The sequence below is a fragment of the Arthrobacter sp. TMS2-4 genome, assembly GCF_054511075.1.
In genome coordinates this window covers 1-17,317 of record NZ_JBTNDI010000021.1, presented here as the reverse complement: position 1 = coordinate 17,317, position 17,317 = coordinate 1, and the positions used below count along the sequence as shown (strand labels likewise).

19 protein-coding genes, 2 pseudogenes and 1 riboswitch are annotated in these 17,317 nt (G+C 62.3%); of the genes and pseudogenes, 12 read left to right on the top strand and 9 right to left on the bottom strand.

Annotation, left to right across the window (positions count from 1 at the left end; all coding sequences use genetic code 11):
- The first annotated feature begins 244 nt into the window (after positions 1–244).
- A complete protein-coding gene (locus tag ACX80F_RS16380) occupies positions 245–1,570 on the top strand; it encodes an APC family permease (protein WP_459337446.1) in 1,326 nt (441 codons plus the stop codon).
- 57 nt (positions 1,571–1,627) lie between these two features.
- Positions 1,628–2,503, top strand: a complete 876-nt coding sequence (locus ACX80F_RS16375) for a potassium channel family protein (RefSeq protein ID WP_459337445.1) — start codon at positions 1,628–1,630, stop codon at positions 2,501–2,503.
- Positions 2,504–2,593: 90 nt separating this feature from the next.
- Here the strand turns inward: ACX80F_RS16375 and ACX80F_RS16370 are convergent, their stop codons facing one another.
- Positions 2,594–3,274 carry an RES family NAD+ phosphorylase gene (locus ACX80F_RS16370; protein ID WP_459337444.1) on the bottom strand — a complete coding sequence of 227 codons (681 nt, stop codon included), beginning with the start codon at positions 3,272–3,274 and terminating at the stop codon, positions 2,594–2,596.
- A 3-nt stretch (positions 3,275–3,277) separates the two neighbouring features.
- Positions 3,278–3,688, bottom strand: a complete 411-nt coding sequence (locus ACX80F_RS16365; RefSeq protein WP_459337443.1) for a hypothetical protein — start codon at positions 3,686–3,688, stop codon at positions 3,278–3,280.
- A 491-nt stretch (positions 3,689–4,179) separates the two neighbouring features.
- Between ACX80F_RS16365 and ACX80F_RS16360 the strand changes: the two genes are divergently transcribed.
- The 3 genes and pseudogenes from ACX80F_RS16360 (at position 4,180) to ACX80F_RS16350 (ending at position 6,653) form a co-directional block, all read left to right on the top strand.
- The gene (locus ACX80F_RS16360; protein WP_459337442.1) at positions 4,180–4,524 is read left to right on the top strand and encodes an ArsR/SmtB family transcription factor; all 345 of its coding nucleotides are present in this window, start codon (positions 4,180–4,182) and stop codon (positions 4,522–4,524) included.
- Positions 4,524–5,297 (top strand): cation transporter, encoded by a 774-nt coding sequence (locus ACX80F_RS16355; protein ID WP_459337441.1) that lies wholly within the window; start codon positions 4,524–4,526, stop codon positions 5,295–5,297. The genes ACX80F_RS16360 and ACX80F_RS16355 overlap by 1 nt, the downstream gene beginning before the upstream one ends.
- Before the next feature lie 362 nt (positions 5,298–5,659).
- Positions 5,660–6,653 (top strand): annotated as a pseudogene (locus ACX80F_RS16350) (IS481 family transposase).
- On the opposite strand, the gene ACX80F_RS16345 reads toward ACX80F_RS16350, so the two are convergent.
- Positions 6,650–7,069 carry a metal-sensitive transcriptional regulator gene (locus tag ACX80F_RS16345; protein WP_459337440.1) on the bottom strand — a complete coding sequence of 140 codons (420 nt, stop codon included), beginning with the start codon at positions 7,067–7,069 and terminating at the stop codon, positions 6,650–6,652. The pseudogene ACX80F_RS16350 and the gene ACX80F_RS16345 overlap by 4 nt on opposite strands.
- A 321-nt stretch (positions 7,070–7,390) precedes the next feature.
- Positions 7,391–7,613, top strand: a riboswitch (cyclic di-AMP (ydaO/yuaA leader).
- Between the two features lie 2 nt (positions 7,614–7,615).
- On the opposite strand from ACX80F_RS16345, the gene ACX80F_RS16340 reads away from it, so the two are divergent.
- On the top strand, positions 7,616–8,527 hold the full coding sequence (locus ACX80F_RS16340) for a LysM peptidoglycan-binding domain-containing protein (protein ID WP_459337439.1): 912 nt from the start codon (positions 7,616–7,618) through the stop codon (positions 8,525–8,527).
- A 150-nt stretch (positions 8,528–8,677) separates the two neighbouring features.
- Here the strand turns inward: ACX80F_RS16340 and ACX80F_RS16335 are convergent, their stop codons facing one another.
- Entirely contained in the window at positions 8,678–9,355 is a 678-nt protein-coding gene (locus ACX80F_RS16335) for a TetR/AcrR family transcriptional regulator (RefSeq protein ID WP_459337438.1), read from the bottom strand.
- A 182-nt stretch (positions 9,356–9,537) separates the two neighbouring features.
- On the opposite strand from ACX80F_RS16335, the gene ACX80F_RS16330 reads away from it, so the two are divergent.
- From ACX80F_RS16330 to ACX80F_RS16315, 4 genes are all read left to right on the top strand, one after another.
- Positions 9,538–9,729 (top strand): hypothetical protein, encoded by a 192-nt coding sequence (locus ACX80F_RS16330; RefSeq protein WP_459337437.1) that lies wholly within the window; start codon positions 9,538–9,540, stop codon positions 9,727–9,729.
- 5 nt (positions 9,730–9,734) lie between these two features.
- Positions 9,735–10,253 carry a DUF2269 domain-containing protein gene (locus ACX80F_RS16325; RefSeq protein WP_459337436.1) on the top strand — a complete coding sequence of 173 codons (519 nt, stop codon included), beginning with the start codon at positions 9,735–9,737 and terminating at the stop codon, positions 10,251–10,253.
- A 216-nt stretch (positions 10,254–10,469) separates the two neighbouring features.
- Positions 10,470–10,634, top strand: coding sequence for a DUF6221 family protein (locus ACX80F_RS16320; protein ID WP_459337435.1), 165 nt, complete (start codon positions 10,470–10,472; stop codon positions 10,632–10,634).
- A gap of 169 nt (positions 10,635–10,803) precedes the next feature.
- Positions 10,804–11,568 (top strand): hypothetical protein, encoded by a 765-nt coding sequence (locus ACX80F_RS16315; RefSeq protein WP_459337434.1) that lies wholly within the window; start codon positions 10,804–10,806, stop codon positions 11,566–11,568.
- 141 nt (positions 11,569–11,709) lie between these two features.
- Here the strand turns inward: ACX80F_RS16315 and ACX80F_RS16310 are convergent, their stop codons facing one another.
- From ACX80F_RS16310 to ACX80F_RS16300, 3 genes and pseudogenes are all read right to left on the bottom strand, one after another.
- Complete coding sequence (locus ACX80F_RS16310) at positions 11,710–12,183, bottom strand: DUF4411 family protein (RefSeq protein WP_459337433.1); 474 nt, start codon at positions 12,181–12,183, stop codon at positions 11,710–11,712.
- Positions 12,180–13,028: an ImmA/IrrE family metallo-endopeptidase gene (locus ACX80F_RS16305; RefSeq protein ID WP_459337447.1), complete on the bottom strand. Its 849-nt coding sequence runs from the start codon at positions 13,026–13,028 to the stop codon at positions 12,180–12,182. The genes ACX80F_RS16310 and ACX80F_RS16305 overlap by 4 nt, the downstream gene beginning before the upstream one ends.
- Before the next feature lie 102 nt (positions 13,029–13,130).
- Positions 13,131–13,283 (bottom strand): annotated as a pseudogene (locus tag ACX80F_RS16300) (helix-turn-helix domain-containing protein); the annotation flags it as partial.
- A gap of 733 nt (positions 13,284–14,016) precedes the next feature.
- Here ACX80F_RS16300 and ACX80F_RS16295 point away from each other — a divergent pair.
- Positions 14,017–15,161 (top strand): IS3 family transposase gene (locus tag ACX80F_RS16295; protein ID WP_459337432.1). Its coding sequence is split into 2 segments (ribosomal slippage): positions 14,017–14,290 and positions 14,290–15,161, totalling 1,146 coding nucleotides; the frame shifts between segments, so codons are not numbered across the junction.
- A gap of 370 nt (positions 15,162–15,531) precedes the next feature.
- Positions 15,532–15,879 carry an AsnC family protein gene (locus ACX80F_RS16290; RefSeq protein ID WP_459337431.1) on the top strand — a complete coding sequence of 116 codons (348 nt, stop codon included), beginning with the start codon at positions 15,532–15,534 and terminating at the stop codon, positions 15,877–15,879.
- A 117-nt stretch (positions 15,880–15,996) separates the two neighbouring features.
- Here ACX80F_RS16290 and ACX80F_RS16285 read toward each other — a convergent pair whose 3' ends face one another.
- Together ACX80F_RS16285 and ACX80F_RS16280 are read right to left on the bottom strand one after the other, a co-directional pair.
- Positions 15,997–16,452 (bottom strand): hypothetical protein, encoded by a 456-nt coding sequence (locus ACX80F_RS16285; protein WP_459337430.1) that lies wholly within the window; start codon positions 16,450–16,452, stop codon positions 15,997–15,999.
- A 273-nt stretch (positions 16,453–16,725) separates the two neighbouring features.
- Positions 16,726–16,968: a hypothetical protein gene (locus ACX80F_RS16280; protein ID WP_459337429.1), complete on the bottom strand. Its 243-nt coding sequence runs from the start codon at positions 16,966–16,968 to the stop codon at positions 16,726–16,728.
- Between the last annotated feature and the right edge of the window lie 349 nt (positions 16,969–17,317).

Sequence of the window (17,317 nt, the reverse complement as noted above, 5' to 3'; positions counted from 1 at the left end):
CACACTTCTTACCGACACCGGGACGGAGGAGCCCACCGACACCACACTCGAACTCAGCGCCTAACAAAGAAAAGGATCACCGACCGCTACACCACCACCAGGGACTTGACCAGAGCGCACTGAGAAGCAACCATCAGCCCACCCGGTGATCCTCAAAAAATCGGCAGGCGCCTGATGCAGTCCCGGGCCCCACCAGGTGTGGCCCGGGACTGACGCGGTGACGGAACCTACAAGAAAGACTGGCGTGAAAAAAGAAGAGACGTCGAAAGACGATCAGAAGCTGTCATTGGTTGGATCTGTTGCCCTCGGCACGGGGGTCATGATCGGAGCCGGAATATTCGCCTTGGTCGGACAGGTCGCCGAGCTGGCCGGTGGCTGGGTTCCGTGGGCGTTCCTCGCCGGTGCCGTCGTCGTCGGTTTCAGTTCGTATTCCTATGTGCGCTATTCCGCGACGAACCCGTCGTCCGGCGGTATCGCGATGCTCCTCAAAGCCGCGTATGGTCCCGGCGTCGTCGCGGGTTCCTTCTCCCTGTTCATGTACGTGTCGATGATCATGGCCGAAAGCCTGCTCGGGCGAACCTTCGGCACGTACCTTCTCAGAGCTTTCGGGATGCAGTCCTCGGCACTCTGGGTACCCATTCTGGCCGTGCTTGCCATAGCCGCCGCAGCGCTGGTGAATCTGGTCGGTAACCAGTGGGTAGAACGTTCAGCGACCATCACCGCGGCCCTGAAAATCATCGGCATAGCCGTTCTTGCTGTTGGTGGGATCCTTGCCGCTGGTGTTTCCTCGTTGGGTCGGTTGTTCTCGACAGCGCAGCGAACTCCACCCGAGTCTGGTCTTCTCGGATTCCTGGCCGGGGTAACCCTCTGCATCCTCGCCTACAAGGGCTTCACGACGATCACGAACCAGGGTGGTGATCTGCGCCGTCCTGAGCGCAACATCGGCCGCTCCATCATGATCTCCATCGGCCTATGCACGGTGCTCTATCTCCTGATCACGGTAGCCGTCACCGGAAGTCTCTCCGTCCCCCGGATCGTGGAGGCCAGGGACTATGCTCTCGCCGAAGCAGCTGAGCCTGCCTTCGGCTCATTCGGTGTGATGCTCACTGTCATCATCGCCGTCATCGCAACACTTTCCGGGCTTATTGCCAGCCTGTTCTCTGTTTCCAAGCTCTACGACATGCTCCGCGAGATGGGCCAGGCGCCAGGGCTGCCCGGGCACAAGGCACACCAGTCACTGTTCATCACAGCCGGGCTCGCGATCATCATGGCCGCCTTCTTCGACCTCTCGCAGATCGCTTCCCTCGGGGCGATCCTTTATCTCACCATGGACATCGCCATCCACTGGGGCATCATTCGGCACCTCCGAAACGAGACTGGCGCCAACGCCTGGGTTCCAGGTGTCGCGATCGTGCTCGACGGTGCAGTCCTGATTCCCTTCCTGCTCCTCAAAGCTCAATCGGATCCGACCACCCTGGTCATCACCGCCGTGGTCGCCATCGTCATCATCGCTACCCAATGGGTGATAGTGCGTCATCACGACCGAGCTTCAACTGACTCCACCACGTGAGGTCAGGGAATAAGCCCGTTGTGAGGACGTGATCAGTTCCGATGAAAGGAGTTTGATATGACGTGGATTTTCACCGTGCTGGGATTCATCATCATCGGAGTCGGGCTCAGGGATGTCTTCCACACCCTGCTCCATCCCAGCGGCCAGGGAGGGCTAACCAAAGCCGCTATGAACAGCACCTGGAGAATCTCCAAGCCGCTAGGACTGAAAGCAGCATCCTTGGCCGGGCCCTTCGGTATCGTGGCAGTGATTCTGCTGTGGGCGGCACTGCAGATCCTCGGGTGGGCGCTGGTGTATTACCCCCACGTTCCGCAGGGTTTCACGTACGCCGACGGCATCAACCCTTCCCGGTATCCCGACTTCATCGAAGCGCTCTATATCTCAACTGTCACGCTGTCGACCCTCGGCTTCGGAGACGTCATCGCCACCGACCCCTGGATCAGGGCGCTATCACCTGCCGAAGCACTGATCGGTTTCGCCCTGCTCACGGCCGCAGTGTCATGGTTTCTGCAGCTCTACCCTGCCCTCGCCCGTCGTCGGGCCCTCGCACTTCGCCTCACCGTCCTCCGGGATGCGATGTACCTGCAACACCTGTCTGAGTTCACACCCGAGACGGCCAGCCGCGTCCTCGATGGCATCACCGACGGCATCATCCAAACCAGGGTGGACCTCACCCAGACCAGCGAGTCGTATTACTTCCGTGAATCAACGGCCGCAGCATCGCTGGCCACGTCTCTCTCCTACGCGGTAGCGCTGAGCGAACTCGCCAAGGACTTGGCTGATCCGGAGGGGCGGGCATCAGGTCTGGCTCTGCACCACTCCCTCCAAGACCTCAGCATCCTCATGGGTGACTCCCTGGGAATCAAGGGATCAACAGCCGATGGTACGTTCCAGTCGTATGCGTCAGACCATAAGTACGACTATCACCCGTAGGGCCCCCTGTAGGTGAAGGGAACATTCGCTCGGGAAGCAGAGCACTCACTAGATGGAGTGGCGTTCCTGAGAGCTGTCAGCGGTGGCTTTTCAATGGATCGTCAAGCGGAACAGGCGGGCCACGTCGAGGAGGTTCGGGTCGGTCTTTTCGATCGTGGTCTGCTCGTGGATGAAGGTCTCGGTGCCGGCGAAGATGGCCCAGCACTCCTCATGGTCGAGTTTGGAAACGTATCGGATGCCTGAGTAGTTGTAGAGACCTTCGTCGTCGAGGGACGAATACGCCCAGCGCGCGATTTCACGGGTGAGGAGCCGGTTCATCCCGCGCACGTCGGGGACATCGAGGGTTTCCACGCCCAGCGGTTCGAGCTGCTCACCGATCTGACCAAGGATGTACTGGCGGGTTTCGAGGTCCTCGAGGTCAATGAATGATGCAGGGTTCGTGGTGCCGACGGTGAAGAGGCGGCGTTCGTCCCGCCAGGACGCCGGGATGCTGTTGGGCGGCATGAAGCCGCTGGGGTCATCGTGCACGAGAGCCGCCATCTTGGGGGACACTCTCTTGCCCGCGAGGGTTTCCAGATAGGAGCCTCGCGGACTGGTGGCGCAATACAGGACTCCGCCGCCTGGCACGTCGAAGCGGTTCCCGGCATCCGGAAGGAGGGCGTCGTCTGGGGCGATCTCGGAGAAGCGCTGTCCAGAGGGGATGAGGGCGACTCGCCAGACCCTGTCGGGGATCTCGACCGTTCTGGGTGTGAGCGAGTCGCCCGACGCCATGCTTTACCCTCCTGCCCGGTATGCGCGGGCGGCGGCCATCGCTTCACGGGTCCGGTTCTCGGCGATCGCTTCAGCGGGCGACATGTCGTCGAGCTGGCCGTTCATGCCCATGAACCACGCTCGGACGGTGTGCGGTGACTGTGGGGCTTGAGGGTCATGGGCGAGGAACATGAAGATTTGGTAGGCGGCTCTGATGCGCCGTTCCACGTCCAGAGACTTCGGTAGCTGCTTGGATGCCATCCATCGGGTGACGGTTTGCCGGTCTTTGCCGGCGATGAGCTGTGTCAGGGCTGGACCCAAATTGTCATTGAGCACGGTGACCATGTCACTGAATCCGGTCTCGAACTCATTGCCGGGTGATCCTGTGGCGCTGCCGCGGCCGTGCCGTGTCCTGGTGGTTACTCCGTCGCCCATGGTGGTCCTTCTATCGCGGTGTCGTGGTGGATCAACTACACGTTACCTATATATACATGTAAACGAGTACCAAACGACATATGTTCCGACACTCGTATGTAGCCGTTCTGATACTTGTGTCGACGAGGACTCCCTCGTGTACCGACGATGGCTCTCTCGGAAACAGCACCGCACGGGCTTGTTGCGTAGTGTCGTTCTTTATTCCGCGCATATAGGGAGGCTGTGCAGGCCCACCGGTCACTCGAGGTGATCCACCCGGTGTCGGTGACGCAGGTGGGTGTGTGCAGGCGGGCTGCTGGTTCCTGCTGTCCATCTGGGTGCGGGACAAGCAGCGAAGCGTGGGGGAGCTTGTGCCGTGCCCTTGACGACGCTCCTATAAGAGTCAAATGACGAAGAGGTGGAGGTAGCTAACATCGTCGACGAAGTGAATAGATGCTGTGCTTCGTCTTCCCGCCTCCTCTTAGTACATCACCTCATGTACCATCGAGGGCATGGAGACGTTGACCCACTATTCTGTGCTCGCTCGATTCGGGTACGCCTTGTCGGATCCAGTTCGCGCTCAGGTGCTCCTGTCTTTACGGGATGCGCCGTCGTATCCCGGTGAGTTGGCCGAGCTGGCAGGAGTGTCCAAGCAGCGGCTGTCGAACCACCTGACGTGCCTGCGGGGGTGTGGTCTGGTCGTTGCCGTTCCTGAGGGAAGGCGCGTCCGGTACGAGCTCGCGGATCGAAAGCTCGGTGACGCTCTGACGGCATTATTGGCCGTTGTCGCGGTGAGCGAAGCACAGTGTTGCTGCACTACCCAGGCAGACCACGTCGATGGAAAGGTTTGCTGCTGATGAGCACTCATACCCACGTGGAAGCAGCCCGGCAGGGTCCGACGGGGGAGAGACGCGCGGTCCTGTCGCGGCGGATCCGTCTGTTCGTCGCGGCGACCATCACCTACAACGTCATCGAAGCGGTCGTTGCGATCAGCGCCGGTACGATCGCGTCCTCGAGCGCCCTGATCGGGTTCGGCCTGGACTCGATCGTCGAGGTCCTCTCCGCGGCCGCCGTGGCGTGGCAGTTCGCTGGCCGTGACCCGGAGGCCCGAGAGAAGACCGCGCTGCGGCTGATCGCCTTCTCGTTCTTCGGTCTCGCCGCGTTCGTGACGTTCGACGCCGTCCGGTCCCTCCTCGGTGGGGCTGAGGCCGAGCACTCCCTGGTCGGGATCATCCTCGCCGCAGTGAGTCTGGCGGTCATGCCGTTCCTGTCCTGGGCGCAACGCCGGGCCGGCCGTGAGCTCGGGTCCCGGTCCGCCGTCGCGGACTCCAAACAGACCCTGCTCTGCACCTACCTGTCCGGAGTCCTGCTGGTGGGTCTGCTACTCAACAGCACTCTCGGCTGGTCCTGGGCCGACCCGATCGCCGCCTTGGTCATCGCGGCTGTCGCCATCAAGGAAGGCCTCGAAGCATGGAAGGGCGACTCGTGCTGCGCCCCGTCCTTCGAAAACCTCGACACCCACGACAGCGTTGACACCGAGGGAACACTCCGACCGGTGACACGGACTCGTGCTGCAGCACCAACAGCACCGATACCGCCAGGACGACCAACACCGCAGGTGTCGCGGTAGCTGCTACGCCGGGCACTACGGCGGGAGCCACCGCGCTGACGTTAACGACCCGGCCTGCTGCGATGAGCGCCCCGACTGCACCAGCTGTTCCGGTAGTTGGCGCATCCTGCGCCTGCTGCACGCACGACTAAAACACGAGAAGCACCAAGCAGCGTCCTATTTACTTGGCTCGCCTGTTGCATCACCGTTCCTCTGCATTCCAGGGTCCGTATTCAGCACTCGGTGTTGAGCGCTGGGTGAGCAGGTCCGGGCCTAGGTGTACTGCCCAGGGACGTTGGTTTATGTGTGACGTCTTGAACTGACGAAGACCTCCGGTGGAGGGTGGAGCTGTCTAGTTCCCCACTACCCGTCCGGAGGTCTTCGTGTCTCACGCTAATGCTGCTCTCACCCCGGTTCAACGTCTGCGGATTGGGAGGCTGATCGTCGACGACGGTTGGACTGTCTCCCGTGCGGCTGTGTTCTGTCATGTGTCGTGGCCGACCGCGAAGCGGTGGGCGGACCGGTACGAGGCGATGGGCCGCGGCGAGATGACAGACCGGTCCTCACGCCCGCACCACACCCCCCACGAGAACCCCGCCAGCCCTGGTGCGGAAGGTTGTGCATCTGCGGTGGAAGAAACGCCTCGGACCCGTCGGGATCGGTGCTCGTCTCGGGATGCCGGCCTCGACCGTCCATGCGGTGCTGACCCGCTGCCGATTGAATCGGCTCCGCCATGTCGACGTCCGTACCGGGGAACTGGTCCGACGATACGAGCACGACAAACCCGGGGCGATGATCCACGTCGACGTGAAGAAGATCGGCAACATCCCGGATGGCGGCGGCCACCGCTATGTCGGACGGCAGCAAGGACGGAAGAACCGACAGTCGACACCGGGAACCGCGCGGAGCAAACACCGCAACGAACTCCTCGGCACGGCGTTCGTCCACACGGTCATCGACGACCACTCCCGCGTCGCCTATGCAGAGATCCATGGCGACGAGACCGCGATCACTGCGATCGGTGTCCTCCGACGGGCGATCTCGTGGTTCGAAGCCCGCGGAGTCGCCGTCGAGCGCGTGCTCTCCGACAACGGCTCCGCCTATCGCTCCCACGCCTGGCGGGATGCCTGCATCGAGCTCGGAATCAAGCCCAAGAAAACCCGCCCCTACCGGCCTCAGACGAACGGCAAGATCGAACGTTTCCACCGCACCCTCGCCGACGGCTGGGCATTCTCCCGCCACTACAACAGCGAATCAGCCCGCCGCGCAGCCCTGCCCGGATGGCTCCACGAATACAATCACCACCGGCCCCACACCGCCATCGGAGGAAAACCACCGATCACACGGTTAACCAACCTGCCTGGGCAGTACACCTAGCGCAGCAGTCTGCTGATCGCCTGGGTTGCTTCCTTGACCTTGGCGTCAATGACGTCCGAGGATCCGCTCGTCGCAGCTTCCTGAGCTGCGTCAACGACGCAGTGCTGCATGTGGTTCTCAAGCAATCCGAGGCTGACCGCGTGCATGGCGCTGTTGACCGCGGCGACCTGGGTAAGAATGTCGATGCAGTACTTGTCCTCGTCGACCATGCGGGCGATACCGCGCACCTGGCCCTCGATGCGCTTCAGGCGTCGCAGGTACGCATCCTTATCCGCTGCGTACCCGTGAGCTGTGCGCCCAATCGCTTTTTGATTCTGGCCGGTGTGGATCTCTGTGGCCTCACCGGCTGCTGCGGAGACCGCTTCGTGAGATGTTGCAGTGCTGGCATACGTTCCGGTTTCGGAGCTCACGGTCATTTCCTTTCACCACCAATCGATGCGATCCGGTTGTGCCGGCCCAAGATCGTTGGTGACTTCCCCTGCTGCGCCCCTCGCGCAGCAGCTTCCAGTATCGCTGCCGATTAGGTCCCTTGTCCCTATATCCGCGGCATATCCGCGGCGCTTTGTTGACCTTGGTAACCATCCGGTATCCGGCTCACGGCGTGTTGCGAAGACACGCCGCAGGCCGTTACCTGAACGTGACTTTGATACCACCCTGGGGTATTGTCATCGCATGTTCCCGGCACCCGTCGAGAACATTCTCCCGCGCAGAATGCCGAGCCCTGCCGCTGCATCCGGGACCCGTTCGTACAACCCATTAGGCAGGGACGGGGGAACCACGTTTCCACCGGGCCACCGCACTCACTGGTGCGATGACCCTCGGGGTTAAGTCGATCCGACAACCTAGGCACGACCTGCACGTTGCGTCCGCGACTGAAGGAATGCACAGGCTTGAACGACGGCCGGGTGAACTCCCATCCGAACCCGACAGCTCACCCCGCAGGCATGGGAGAGGCAATCACCATGTCACGTACGTCCATTCCGGCGCGCCACCGCGCCGTCGTCACCCACTCCATCGCCCTCGAAGGCCTGTCGCACTCCGCGAAGACCGGTGCAGTAGCACTGGGTAAGCCCGCCATCATCGCAGCAGCAACCGGAGGCCTCGTCTTCGCCGTCGGCGCCCCCGCACAGGCCGGCACCTACACCCAGGAAGCCACTGTGAGCGCTGTGGGCACCGTCGCCCAGGCACCCGTCGCAGCGCCTGCTGCAGCAGGCGTCCACACCGTCGTTGCCGGCGACACCCTCGGCGCCATCGCTGCCAAGCACAGCCTGAACCTCAACACGCTCCTGGCCCAGAACGGCCTGTCCTACGCATCGGTCATCTACCCCGGACAGCAGATCAAGCTCACCGCAGGAGCCAGCGCCGCCGTCAGCCCGGCCGCTGTCCCCGCAGCAGCACCAGCCAGCCAGGTCTTCTACGCAGCCCCCGCCCCCGTTGCAGCTCCTGTCGCGGCCCCCGTTGCGGCCCCCGTTGCCGCAGCACCGGCCGGCTTCCAGCTGACCTCTGCCTCTATCGCCCCGATCGCCCCGGCAGCCCCCGCGGCTCCTGCGGTCCCCGCCAGCGGCGTCGGCGCAGCGCTTGTCGCCTCGGCCTACGGCCAGCTCGGCTCCATCCAGGACTGCACCATCCTCGTCGAGCGGGCCCTGCGTTCCATCGGCAAGAACGTCGGAGACCTCGGTCCCATGCAGTTCTTCCAGTACGGCTCGGTCGTCTCGACCCCCGCCCCCGGTGACCTGGTCATCCGCCCCGGCCACATCGGCATCTACGTCGGCAACGGTGAGGTCATCAGCAGCGGCATGAACGGCGCGAACCTCACGATCAAGCACCCCCTGTCGGACCTCGCCGGTTCGTCCTTCGTGCGCGTCAATGGCTAACACAGATTCAGCGGACGCCCAGCGTCCGTAAGCTGAACAAGAGTGGCAGGTGCTCTGGACGGGGGCGCCTGCCACTTTTTGTTAACGCCCCTCCGCGGACCCTGCTCGGACACACCAACGAATCTCGCAGGACCGATGGTGGACAAGGCGTCAGTTTCTCGGATGGTCCAGGTCGTGTAAGTGGTCCGGGTGGCGGAGTAAGCCGTCGACGACGACGCCCACCAGAAGGCGTGCGGCTTCGGGGGAGCGCGCTATCGCTGCCGCGTTCACCGCATGCAGGGCGAATGACACCAGATCATCGACGGGGACATCGTTGCGCACGGATACCGTGCTGAGCTCATGACCATCTGCTGAAGCAGTGGCATCACTGATGACCTCGGCCAGGAACTCGTGCAGGTGCGCGTGGGCCCTGTCCGTATGGGGCCCGGCATGCAGATACCCCGGCGCACGATCCATGGACGACTGCTGCAGCATCAGCGCATAGGCCTCGAGTACCGCCCGGACCGTCGCAACCGGATCCGTGCCGTGTCCATCGTGCTCATCGTGCTGTCCAGTACCGGCAACATAGTGTCCAGCCTGGTCGCGCACATGGTGGAGATGACCGAGGTGTTCCCCGATCTGACGCTCATGCCACGCCAACAGCAGGGCCTGCACGTCGGAGAAGTACTTGTACAAGGTCGCACGGGAAATCCCGGCACCTTCAGCCGCTCTCGTCATCGACACCGAGGACGCCCCGCCCTCTGCCACTAGCCGGGCAACACCGTCCAGTACCGCCTCCCGGACGGCGTCCCGGTGTTCCTGCACGGTGTCGTTCCACAGCTTCGGCATCCCACTACTGTACGACTCGTTCCACCATCGACACACGTACAGTAGGTATACAGTGTGTAAAGAAAAGCACAGTTTCAGTAGCCAAGCATCCCTATGGACAGGACCAGGCAATGAGCGAAGGACCACGCCCAGTAACACCTGACCACACGCCCGATGGGGTGTCCCAAACCCGGCGGCCTCCCGTGCCGCGCTGGGTAAAGGTCCTCCTCGTCATCGTGCTCGTGCTGGCCGCCGCACTCCTGATCTCAAAGGTTCTTGGTTTCGAGCACGGCCCGGGCATGCACGGCGCCATGGTGAACGGGACCTTGGTGAACGAGGCTCTGGTGAAGGGGATAACCGCTGCCGGTTCGACGCCGAGTAGCCACACACTCTGATGCTCATGCCGCCGCGTGTCCGGAAGGCAGCTCTCGTCCTGCACATCGGATCATCCGTGGGATGGTTGGGCGCCGTCATCACTTTCCTCGCCCTCGCGATCACCGCGGCAGCGACCGCGGACGAGAACCTCACCCGGGCTCTCTACATCTCGATGGACGTCATCGGGCGGACAGCCCTCGTGCCTCTGAGCGTCGCGACCCTGGTCACCGGCATTATCCAATCCCTCGGCACCCAGTGGGGTTTGATCCGGCATTACTGGGTCATCGTCAAACTGGTCATCACCCTCATCTCGACCGTGATCCTTGTCCTCTATATACAGACACTCACAGCCCTTGCCGAGGCAGCCCTGGATCCTGCCACGGGTATCGGACCGGGCGAGGTTCTGCCCAACCTCTCACCCGTACTGCATGCCACTGCCGCACTGCTCGTTCTGACCGCGGCTTTGGGGCTGTCCATCTACAAACCACGCGGACTCACCGGATTCGGACTACCGGTCCGCCCACGGTCCGCATCCCTCCCGTGACACCTCTTGTGACACTTCCTATTGCACTCCAGGTCAGATCTGTCCAGACCATTGAGACACCTCCGAGAGGAACCAGTCATGGGGGCTTCCGGCTAGGAGGGCCACTGGTTACTGTCTCGGGATGGACGAGCTGGCGGCCTTCATTCTCGCAAGAGTGACCGAGGATGAAGTACTCCTTGGCACGGTTGCGGAGACAGCGAGATCGGTGCTGAGCGGATGCTCGCCGAATGTGAATCCACACGCCTCATGGTCGCCCACCTTCAGCACATCGACTGGGACTGCGAACCAGCCAGCGACCAGGACTACATGCGCCGATTCCTGGAACTCCTGGCACTGCCCTGGATTGGGCACCCCGATTACAACGAACACTGGAGTAGCTAAGGACCGTCCCCAACGCGTGGGAGGGGCGGCCGAGAAGGGGAAAGCCGACGCTGGAATCCAATCCGTGACAGAGTGTGGCCCGAAGCACAAGTAGCACGCCAAGCGCGCCGAGCATTCCGAGCGGTGTGCACCTCACTCGCACAATGGAGGATTTCCCCTGAACAAGAAGATGCGCTTCCTCGCAGTACCCGCCCTTGCCATCAGCGCCGTCGCTATGGCTGGCTCCCCCGCTATGGCCGCCCATGACGGCACCTACTCCTCGACCCTGGGCCAGCTCAACGGCACCACGGGTACCGGCACCATCACCCTCGACGTCACCGGCGAGACCGCGAAGCTCAACCTCCAGGTCAACGGCCTCGCCGAGACCTTCATGGACGCACCGTACCCCCACGTCCAGCACATCCACGGCGGAGCGCTCGGCCAGTGCCCCACCCCCGCCGATGACCAGAACGGTGACGGAATCCTCAGCACCACCGATGGCGCTCCTGCCTACGGTGGAATCCTCACCACCCTCACCACCTCCGGTGCGACCACCCCCGCCGAGGGCCTGAACCTCGAGCTCGGCGGCCAGGGCGGCAGCTACACCATCGAGCGCGAGATCACCCTCGACAAGGCAACCCAGGAAGCCCTCGCCGCCGGCACCGCCGTCGTCGTCGTCCACGGCCTGGACCCCGCAACCGCCACCGGCACCGAAGAGGCCTTCAACTCGCCCAGCGACCTGGAGCCCTCACTGCCCCTCGGCGCGACCTCCCCCGCACTGTGTGGAGTTCTCTCCGCTCAGCAGATGGGCGCCATGCCTGACGGTGGCGCCGACACCGGCGTCGCCCAGGAAACCGGCTCCAACGCAGGCGTCCTCGCCCTCGGTGGCGGCCTCGTCCTGGCAGCAGCAGCTGGCGGAACCTACGCCGTGCGTCGCAGCAACGCCAAGGCGTAACACCAACAGCAAGTCCTGATCGCTGGGTAGTCACCCAGTGGTCACGAGGTACACGAGAAGCGCCGCGCACCTACCGTGTGCGGCGCTTCTCTGCGTATCTGTACGACGTAATGTTCACAGGCGGCTTCGCAGCAAGGGGTGTCAGCGGAAGATCCATCCTTCTCGTCGCGCGAGGTCGACGAACTTGATGCACTCGATGCCGTAAGGCGCTGCGGCATTGGGTATCCGCATATTCGCCTGTGTGTAGCCGGCGCCCTTCGGAGTTTCATGCGTGACGATCGACAAGGATCGGCACCGTGCAGCGGCGATCACGAAGGGATCTGCCGCGTTCTTTTGCCCTGATACCCAGTCTGGGTACGCTTCCGACAACTCGGCGACGACGGTAAGTTCCTCGATTGAGGTCTCAACGACAAAGTTCTCGACTGACTTCGCCCACGGAGCGCATTCGTCATCCCATTTCTCGAGTTCCCGGTAGACATCGCGAGGCATCACCGCTCGGCCATCCTCGATGAGAGCTTCGAGAGCGCCCCAGGTCACTTCCCACACGTCTCGAGGGCTGTGACGGTTTAGGTCGATGATGATGTTCGCATCGATGCAGTACGCGGGCACGTTCATTCTGCGGCTACGCCCTTCACGAGTTCCTTCTCCATCTTCGCGATCACGCCCTGTTTCGACTCGAGGTAATAGGACGCGTCTGTCGACGAGATCCGGTTGTCGTGCAGGGCATCCAAAATCGTCTCTACGTATCTCGGACCGAGGTTCCTGAGCTTGATGGAGTGATGAGGCGGACCGCCCTTGGCTTGACGTGCTTTCTCTCGACGGCGTTCCAAGTTCTCCGCCGAAACCCGCCGCGCAATCGCCAGCTGTTCGTCAAGTTGCTCTTGGGAGATGAGCTGAAGAGTGCGAGCCCGAACTGCGACAGCGGACCAGCTCACGCCGAAATACTGTGCACCCGTGCTTAGGAGAGACAAGGGATCCGGACCCGATTGCATTAGCCCCAGGAAGGCCGAGCGAGGAAGGAGGAAGGAGGCAGCGAAAGCATTGCATTCCCGCTCTACCCCCGCCTCACTATCAAGCTCGCAGAGCGCTCCGGAACGGTGCAGGAGATGACCGACCTCATGGAACAGGGTGAAGATTCGGACACCTGGCTCGTCAGCACCATTCAGGATCACGATGGGCATCGGGTCGTAGAAGAGGGACAACCCCTGGCATTCACCCGGATCAACTCTGCTCATCTGAAAGACAAGGATTCCTAAGTCTTCGACAACCTGAATCCATCGCTTCAGCGCTTTGGAGATGTCTCGCGGTGCGTGATCGACCGGGATGCTCAGTTCCCCGCGGAGCCGCTCACCGGTGGTGTCAGGTGCTTCCCACGTAAAGCCCGAGAGCCGGAAATCGACTGGGGTTCCGACCTCGAGGAAAACTCTGCGTCGGTGGAGCGCCCTGTCCATCTCCTTCATCAGCGCCAGACTTGGACGGCCTCTGGTCCTGGTCCGGAAATCAGGAGGCCTGGACGAGGAATCTTCGACAGGAGGGCTCTGACGCATGAAGAAGGCGAGGGTCTGCCCATAGAGCTCCGATATTTGCCGGAGGCGTGCCAACGTTGGTTGTTCAACGCCCGATTCCCACTGACCGATGCGTTCGGGTGTTACCTGCATGCGCTCTGCGACGTTCACGGGATCGAGGCCTACACGTTCGCGCGCCCACCTGAGCATCTCGCCGTTAACAGGCACAGGGGGAGTGCGAACCATGTTCCCCCCAAATTCGTGTGCGACCGAACCTCCATCGTATGGCCAGACCAATAAGGGTGGGGATGAACGCTATGTCTTTGTCGCTCGCGCCGCTCTGCAGCAATACCTGTTCGCAGGTCTGCGAGGCTCCCCAGAGGCTAGAAACGAAGCGTGCATAAACGACCGTTTAAGAGCCAGTTCTTCTGCGCCACTCAAACTGTGACTTTTCGCCAAGATGGCGGGGTTCTGATCAGGTGATCGGCGGGGTCGAAAGTCAACGCAGCGTCTGGCTGATCCGGCTAGGGAATCCCCCAGCAGGACGTTACTTGGGGCTAGTCGTTGGTCCTGCGTCCAGATGCCAACTGCCCCGAGATGGCGGTGAGGGCGCAGCTGAGGAGGAAACTAAGCGCGAGCACCAAGAGCCCACAAATCGCAGCTATGAAGTAGCTGTCGGGCTGAGAGACTGAGTCGACGACTGGCTCTTGGAAGTACCAGATAGTACGTGCCGCGGTGACTCCCAGGACTGCAATGAGCGCGGTGACGATCCAAGAAACTACGGCTAAGTGCCAAACCTTCACAACGCCCCCTGTAGTCGTTCCACGTGAGCCTAGCGCGGGTACGTTGACCTTCTTAGCTTCCTTGGCAGACGAAGGGACTGCCCCGGCTTTGCTTGACTCCTGACTTGTGAGGATTTAGTCCTCGCAGCAAGGATGTTCACATGCCTAAGCCGTTCCCCGCTGAGTTCCGCCGAGACGTGGTCGCCGTCGCGCGGAAGCATGAAGCTCCGATCTCGCAGATCGCCAAGGACTTCGGGATCTCCGAAGCAACCCTGCACAACTGGCTGAAGAAAGCCGACGTCGAGGACGGCGTCCGTCCCGGCGTTACTGAGAAGGAAGCGGCAGAGCTGCGGGACGCCCGGAAGCGGATTCGGTTGCTCGAGCAGGAAAACGAGATCCTCCGCCGGGCAGCGGCGTTCTTCGCCCGGGAACTGCCCCCAAAATGAAGTTCCCGCTGGTCCTTGACCTTGCCGCGGACGGTGTCCCCGTCGCGGTGGCCTGCCGGGTGTTGGGGTTCTCCAAGCAGGCCTTCTACGCGTGGAAGGCCGCGCCGGTCACGGACCGTGACTGGTCTGATGCGCACTTGATCAACGCGGCGATCAATGTGCATCGGGACGATCCGGCATTCGGGTATCGGTTCATCGCCGACGAGCTCGGGGACCAGGGTTTCAGCGCCGGAGAGAACCGGGTGGCGAGGTTATGTAGTAGCCAGCAGATCTGGTCCGTGTTCGCGAAGAAACGCGGCCTGACCCGCAAGGCCGGCCCGCCCGTGCACGATGACCACGTCCAACGGGAATTTGTCGCGGCGGGGCCGGACCAGTTGTGGCTCACGGATATCACCGAGCATCGGACCGACGAGGGCAAGCTCTATCTGTGCGCGATCAAGGACGTCTACTCCAATCGGATTGTGGGCTATTCCATTGATACCCGGATGAAAGCGTCCCTGGCCGTTTCAGCCCTCCACAACGCCATCGCGCTCCGGGATCCAGTGGGCACCGTGGTCCATAGCGATCGTGGATCCCAGTTTCGATCCAACGCTTTTGTGCGCACGTTGAAGGGCAACGGGCTGAAGGGATCGATGGGGCGGGTCGGTGCGTGCGCCGACAACGCGGCCATGGAGTCCTTCTTCTCGCTCCTGCAGAAGAACGTGCTCGATAGCCAGCGATGGTCCACGCGGGCTGACCTGCGCCTGGCCATCGTGACCTGGATCGAGAAGACCTACCACCGGAAACGCCGCCAACGGCGCCTCGGGAGGCTAACGCCGATCGAGTTTGAGATACTCAATAACGGCCTCAAAGCCGCCTGACAACACTAAACCCCGAGAGTCAACGAAATCCGGGGCAGTCCCGTGGCATCACGGGTGTGGTGTTGAGGTACACCCTACGTATACCTCGAAGCAGCTTTGAACAATGAGTATCGTCCTCCCCTTGATCCCGTCAGGAGGGTCTGTAACGATCCCAGTGGTTCCAGCGATTTTTAGTAGCAGGTTCAGCTGCAGCTCAACGATGATCATCACGGACGCGTGCGATGCCCGGGATCCACTTCGCTCTCCAGTGTGTCCTGCCCGTATCGGTCGGAGCAAAGGGAACCAGCTCACCAGATAAAGGCACTACACCACTTCCCGGGGCTTGACCGGCTCTGTTCCAGATCATCAGATTTTTTAAGGAGACGACGCGATGAGGAAACCGCCCTACGCCGGCCCGGATGACACCAATCAGTTCAATAACCTCACTCCCGACAAAGCAGTGAGAATCTTTACTTCGTACCGTCTGCTGGGGGACTGTTTCGAGCAGTGCAGCGACGACGACCTTCTCGGACGCGGGTGGCTCATTGAAGACTGGAAGGCCCTGCTGGTCAACCGCCAGGAGCAGGCGCAGCGAGCCGACCGGGAACTCGTGGCCGCGGTCCGCCTTGCCCGCAACGAGGGCGCGGGGTGGCGCGAGATCGCCCGCACACTCGGCCTCCCGCCCGAAGAGGTCCGGGCCCGCTTCGACCGTCCCGACGAAGGTCACCAGGACCCATGATGCGTCAAGGCGTCAAGGCGTCAACGAGTTCTGGGGGAAGAGATCCCCTTGTGAGGAGTGCGGGCACGAAGCAGGCTGCTGGCCCCGCCGGGCTCGCCCTGGTGCGGGCACCCGAAACTATTCGGGGGAACGGGTTGTGTCGGTGAGACGGGTCGTTCGCGCTGTCGTGTGGCCGGCGAGATCGGGGTCGGGGGCGGGGTCCGGGTCGGGGTGGAGGTTTTGTCGTGATCGCATCATCCGGTAGGCCCGGGTGAACTGTACGGCTTCTTTCGCCAGGTCCTTCATGATGGCCCGTGATGCGGTTGCGGAGAACGGCCACCGACTGAGGTGTCCGAGGATGCGGCCTGTGCAGTGGTGGAGTTGTGCTGCGCCGACCATCGCAGCGCTCGTATGCAGGCCCAACAGGGCGACGTTCATCTGCTCGAGGTCCTGTGTCATGAGGGCGTCATGGATTTTTTGCAGGCGGCTCGAGAGCAGAGCGTCGAATCTGTCCACGAAGTTCAACGCCTCGCGGGTGGAACGCAAATCTGCTGCCAGGGCGCGGACGACGGCCACATCCAGGACAGGGATCATGTGCCCATCATGCAACACGCTGCTTCTTCGCGCATTACTCCAGCACCAGTCCACGTGTTGATCAATCCATTCATCTACGGCGTCCGAAACGAGCCGAAACTTCCCCGCCCGCCTACCTGCCTGCTTGCCTGCCTGCCTGCCTGATGGCGATTGCGTATCATTCTTCGCCGGGGTCACCGGGTGATGCCGGGCCCGTTTATCGTCTGTCGGGTACGCCGGCGGTGTACGCGGGTTTAGCGGTGGTACCCCGGTGCGTGGCCGCGGGGGTGTGACTTACGGCTGGGTGAAGAGTTTGCTGCGCTCAATGTCACTGAGCCGGCCGTTCCCGCACGCCTCAAGTGCCTCCTGGTAGGCCTGTTCGGTGTCGGTGCCGGCGTCGATAGCAGCACTGATGGTGGGTTGCCGGTCCTCCATGCACTTCTCCAGCTCTTCCGCCGTGGTCCCGTCATTACAGGCACCCAGCGATAAGAGGATGACCCCGGCCACCACGACGCGATACGCAGTCAGTGAACCCATACCCGACAGTGTAGATCCGAGGCCGCTACCCGGCGCCCGAGGGGACCGGATATAGACGAGGTCCAGATGTCGTGTATATCCGGTCGTACATGACAGCACGCCCGAAACCCGCCCACATCAAGCAGGCCACCGCGAAGGGCTAGTCATTCGACGGCAGTGGACGCCCCTCCCAGCAGCGCCCACACAGAGCCCGGTAGCCTCTCACCCACCCCACTCCTACCTCCGCCCCGTCCTGTCCGGGACTGTCCGATAAACGGTGTGTGGGTCCGGCATTTCATTAGTGGTTGGTTCTCTCGAACCGGTTCGCGAAGGTGATCGCAAATGCGTTGAGGGCGGGTTTCCACCTGAT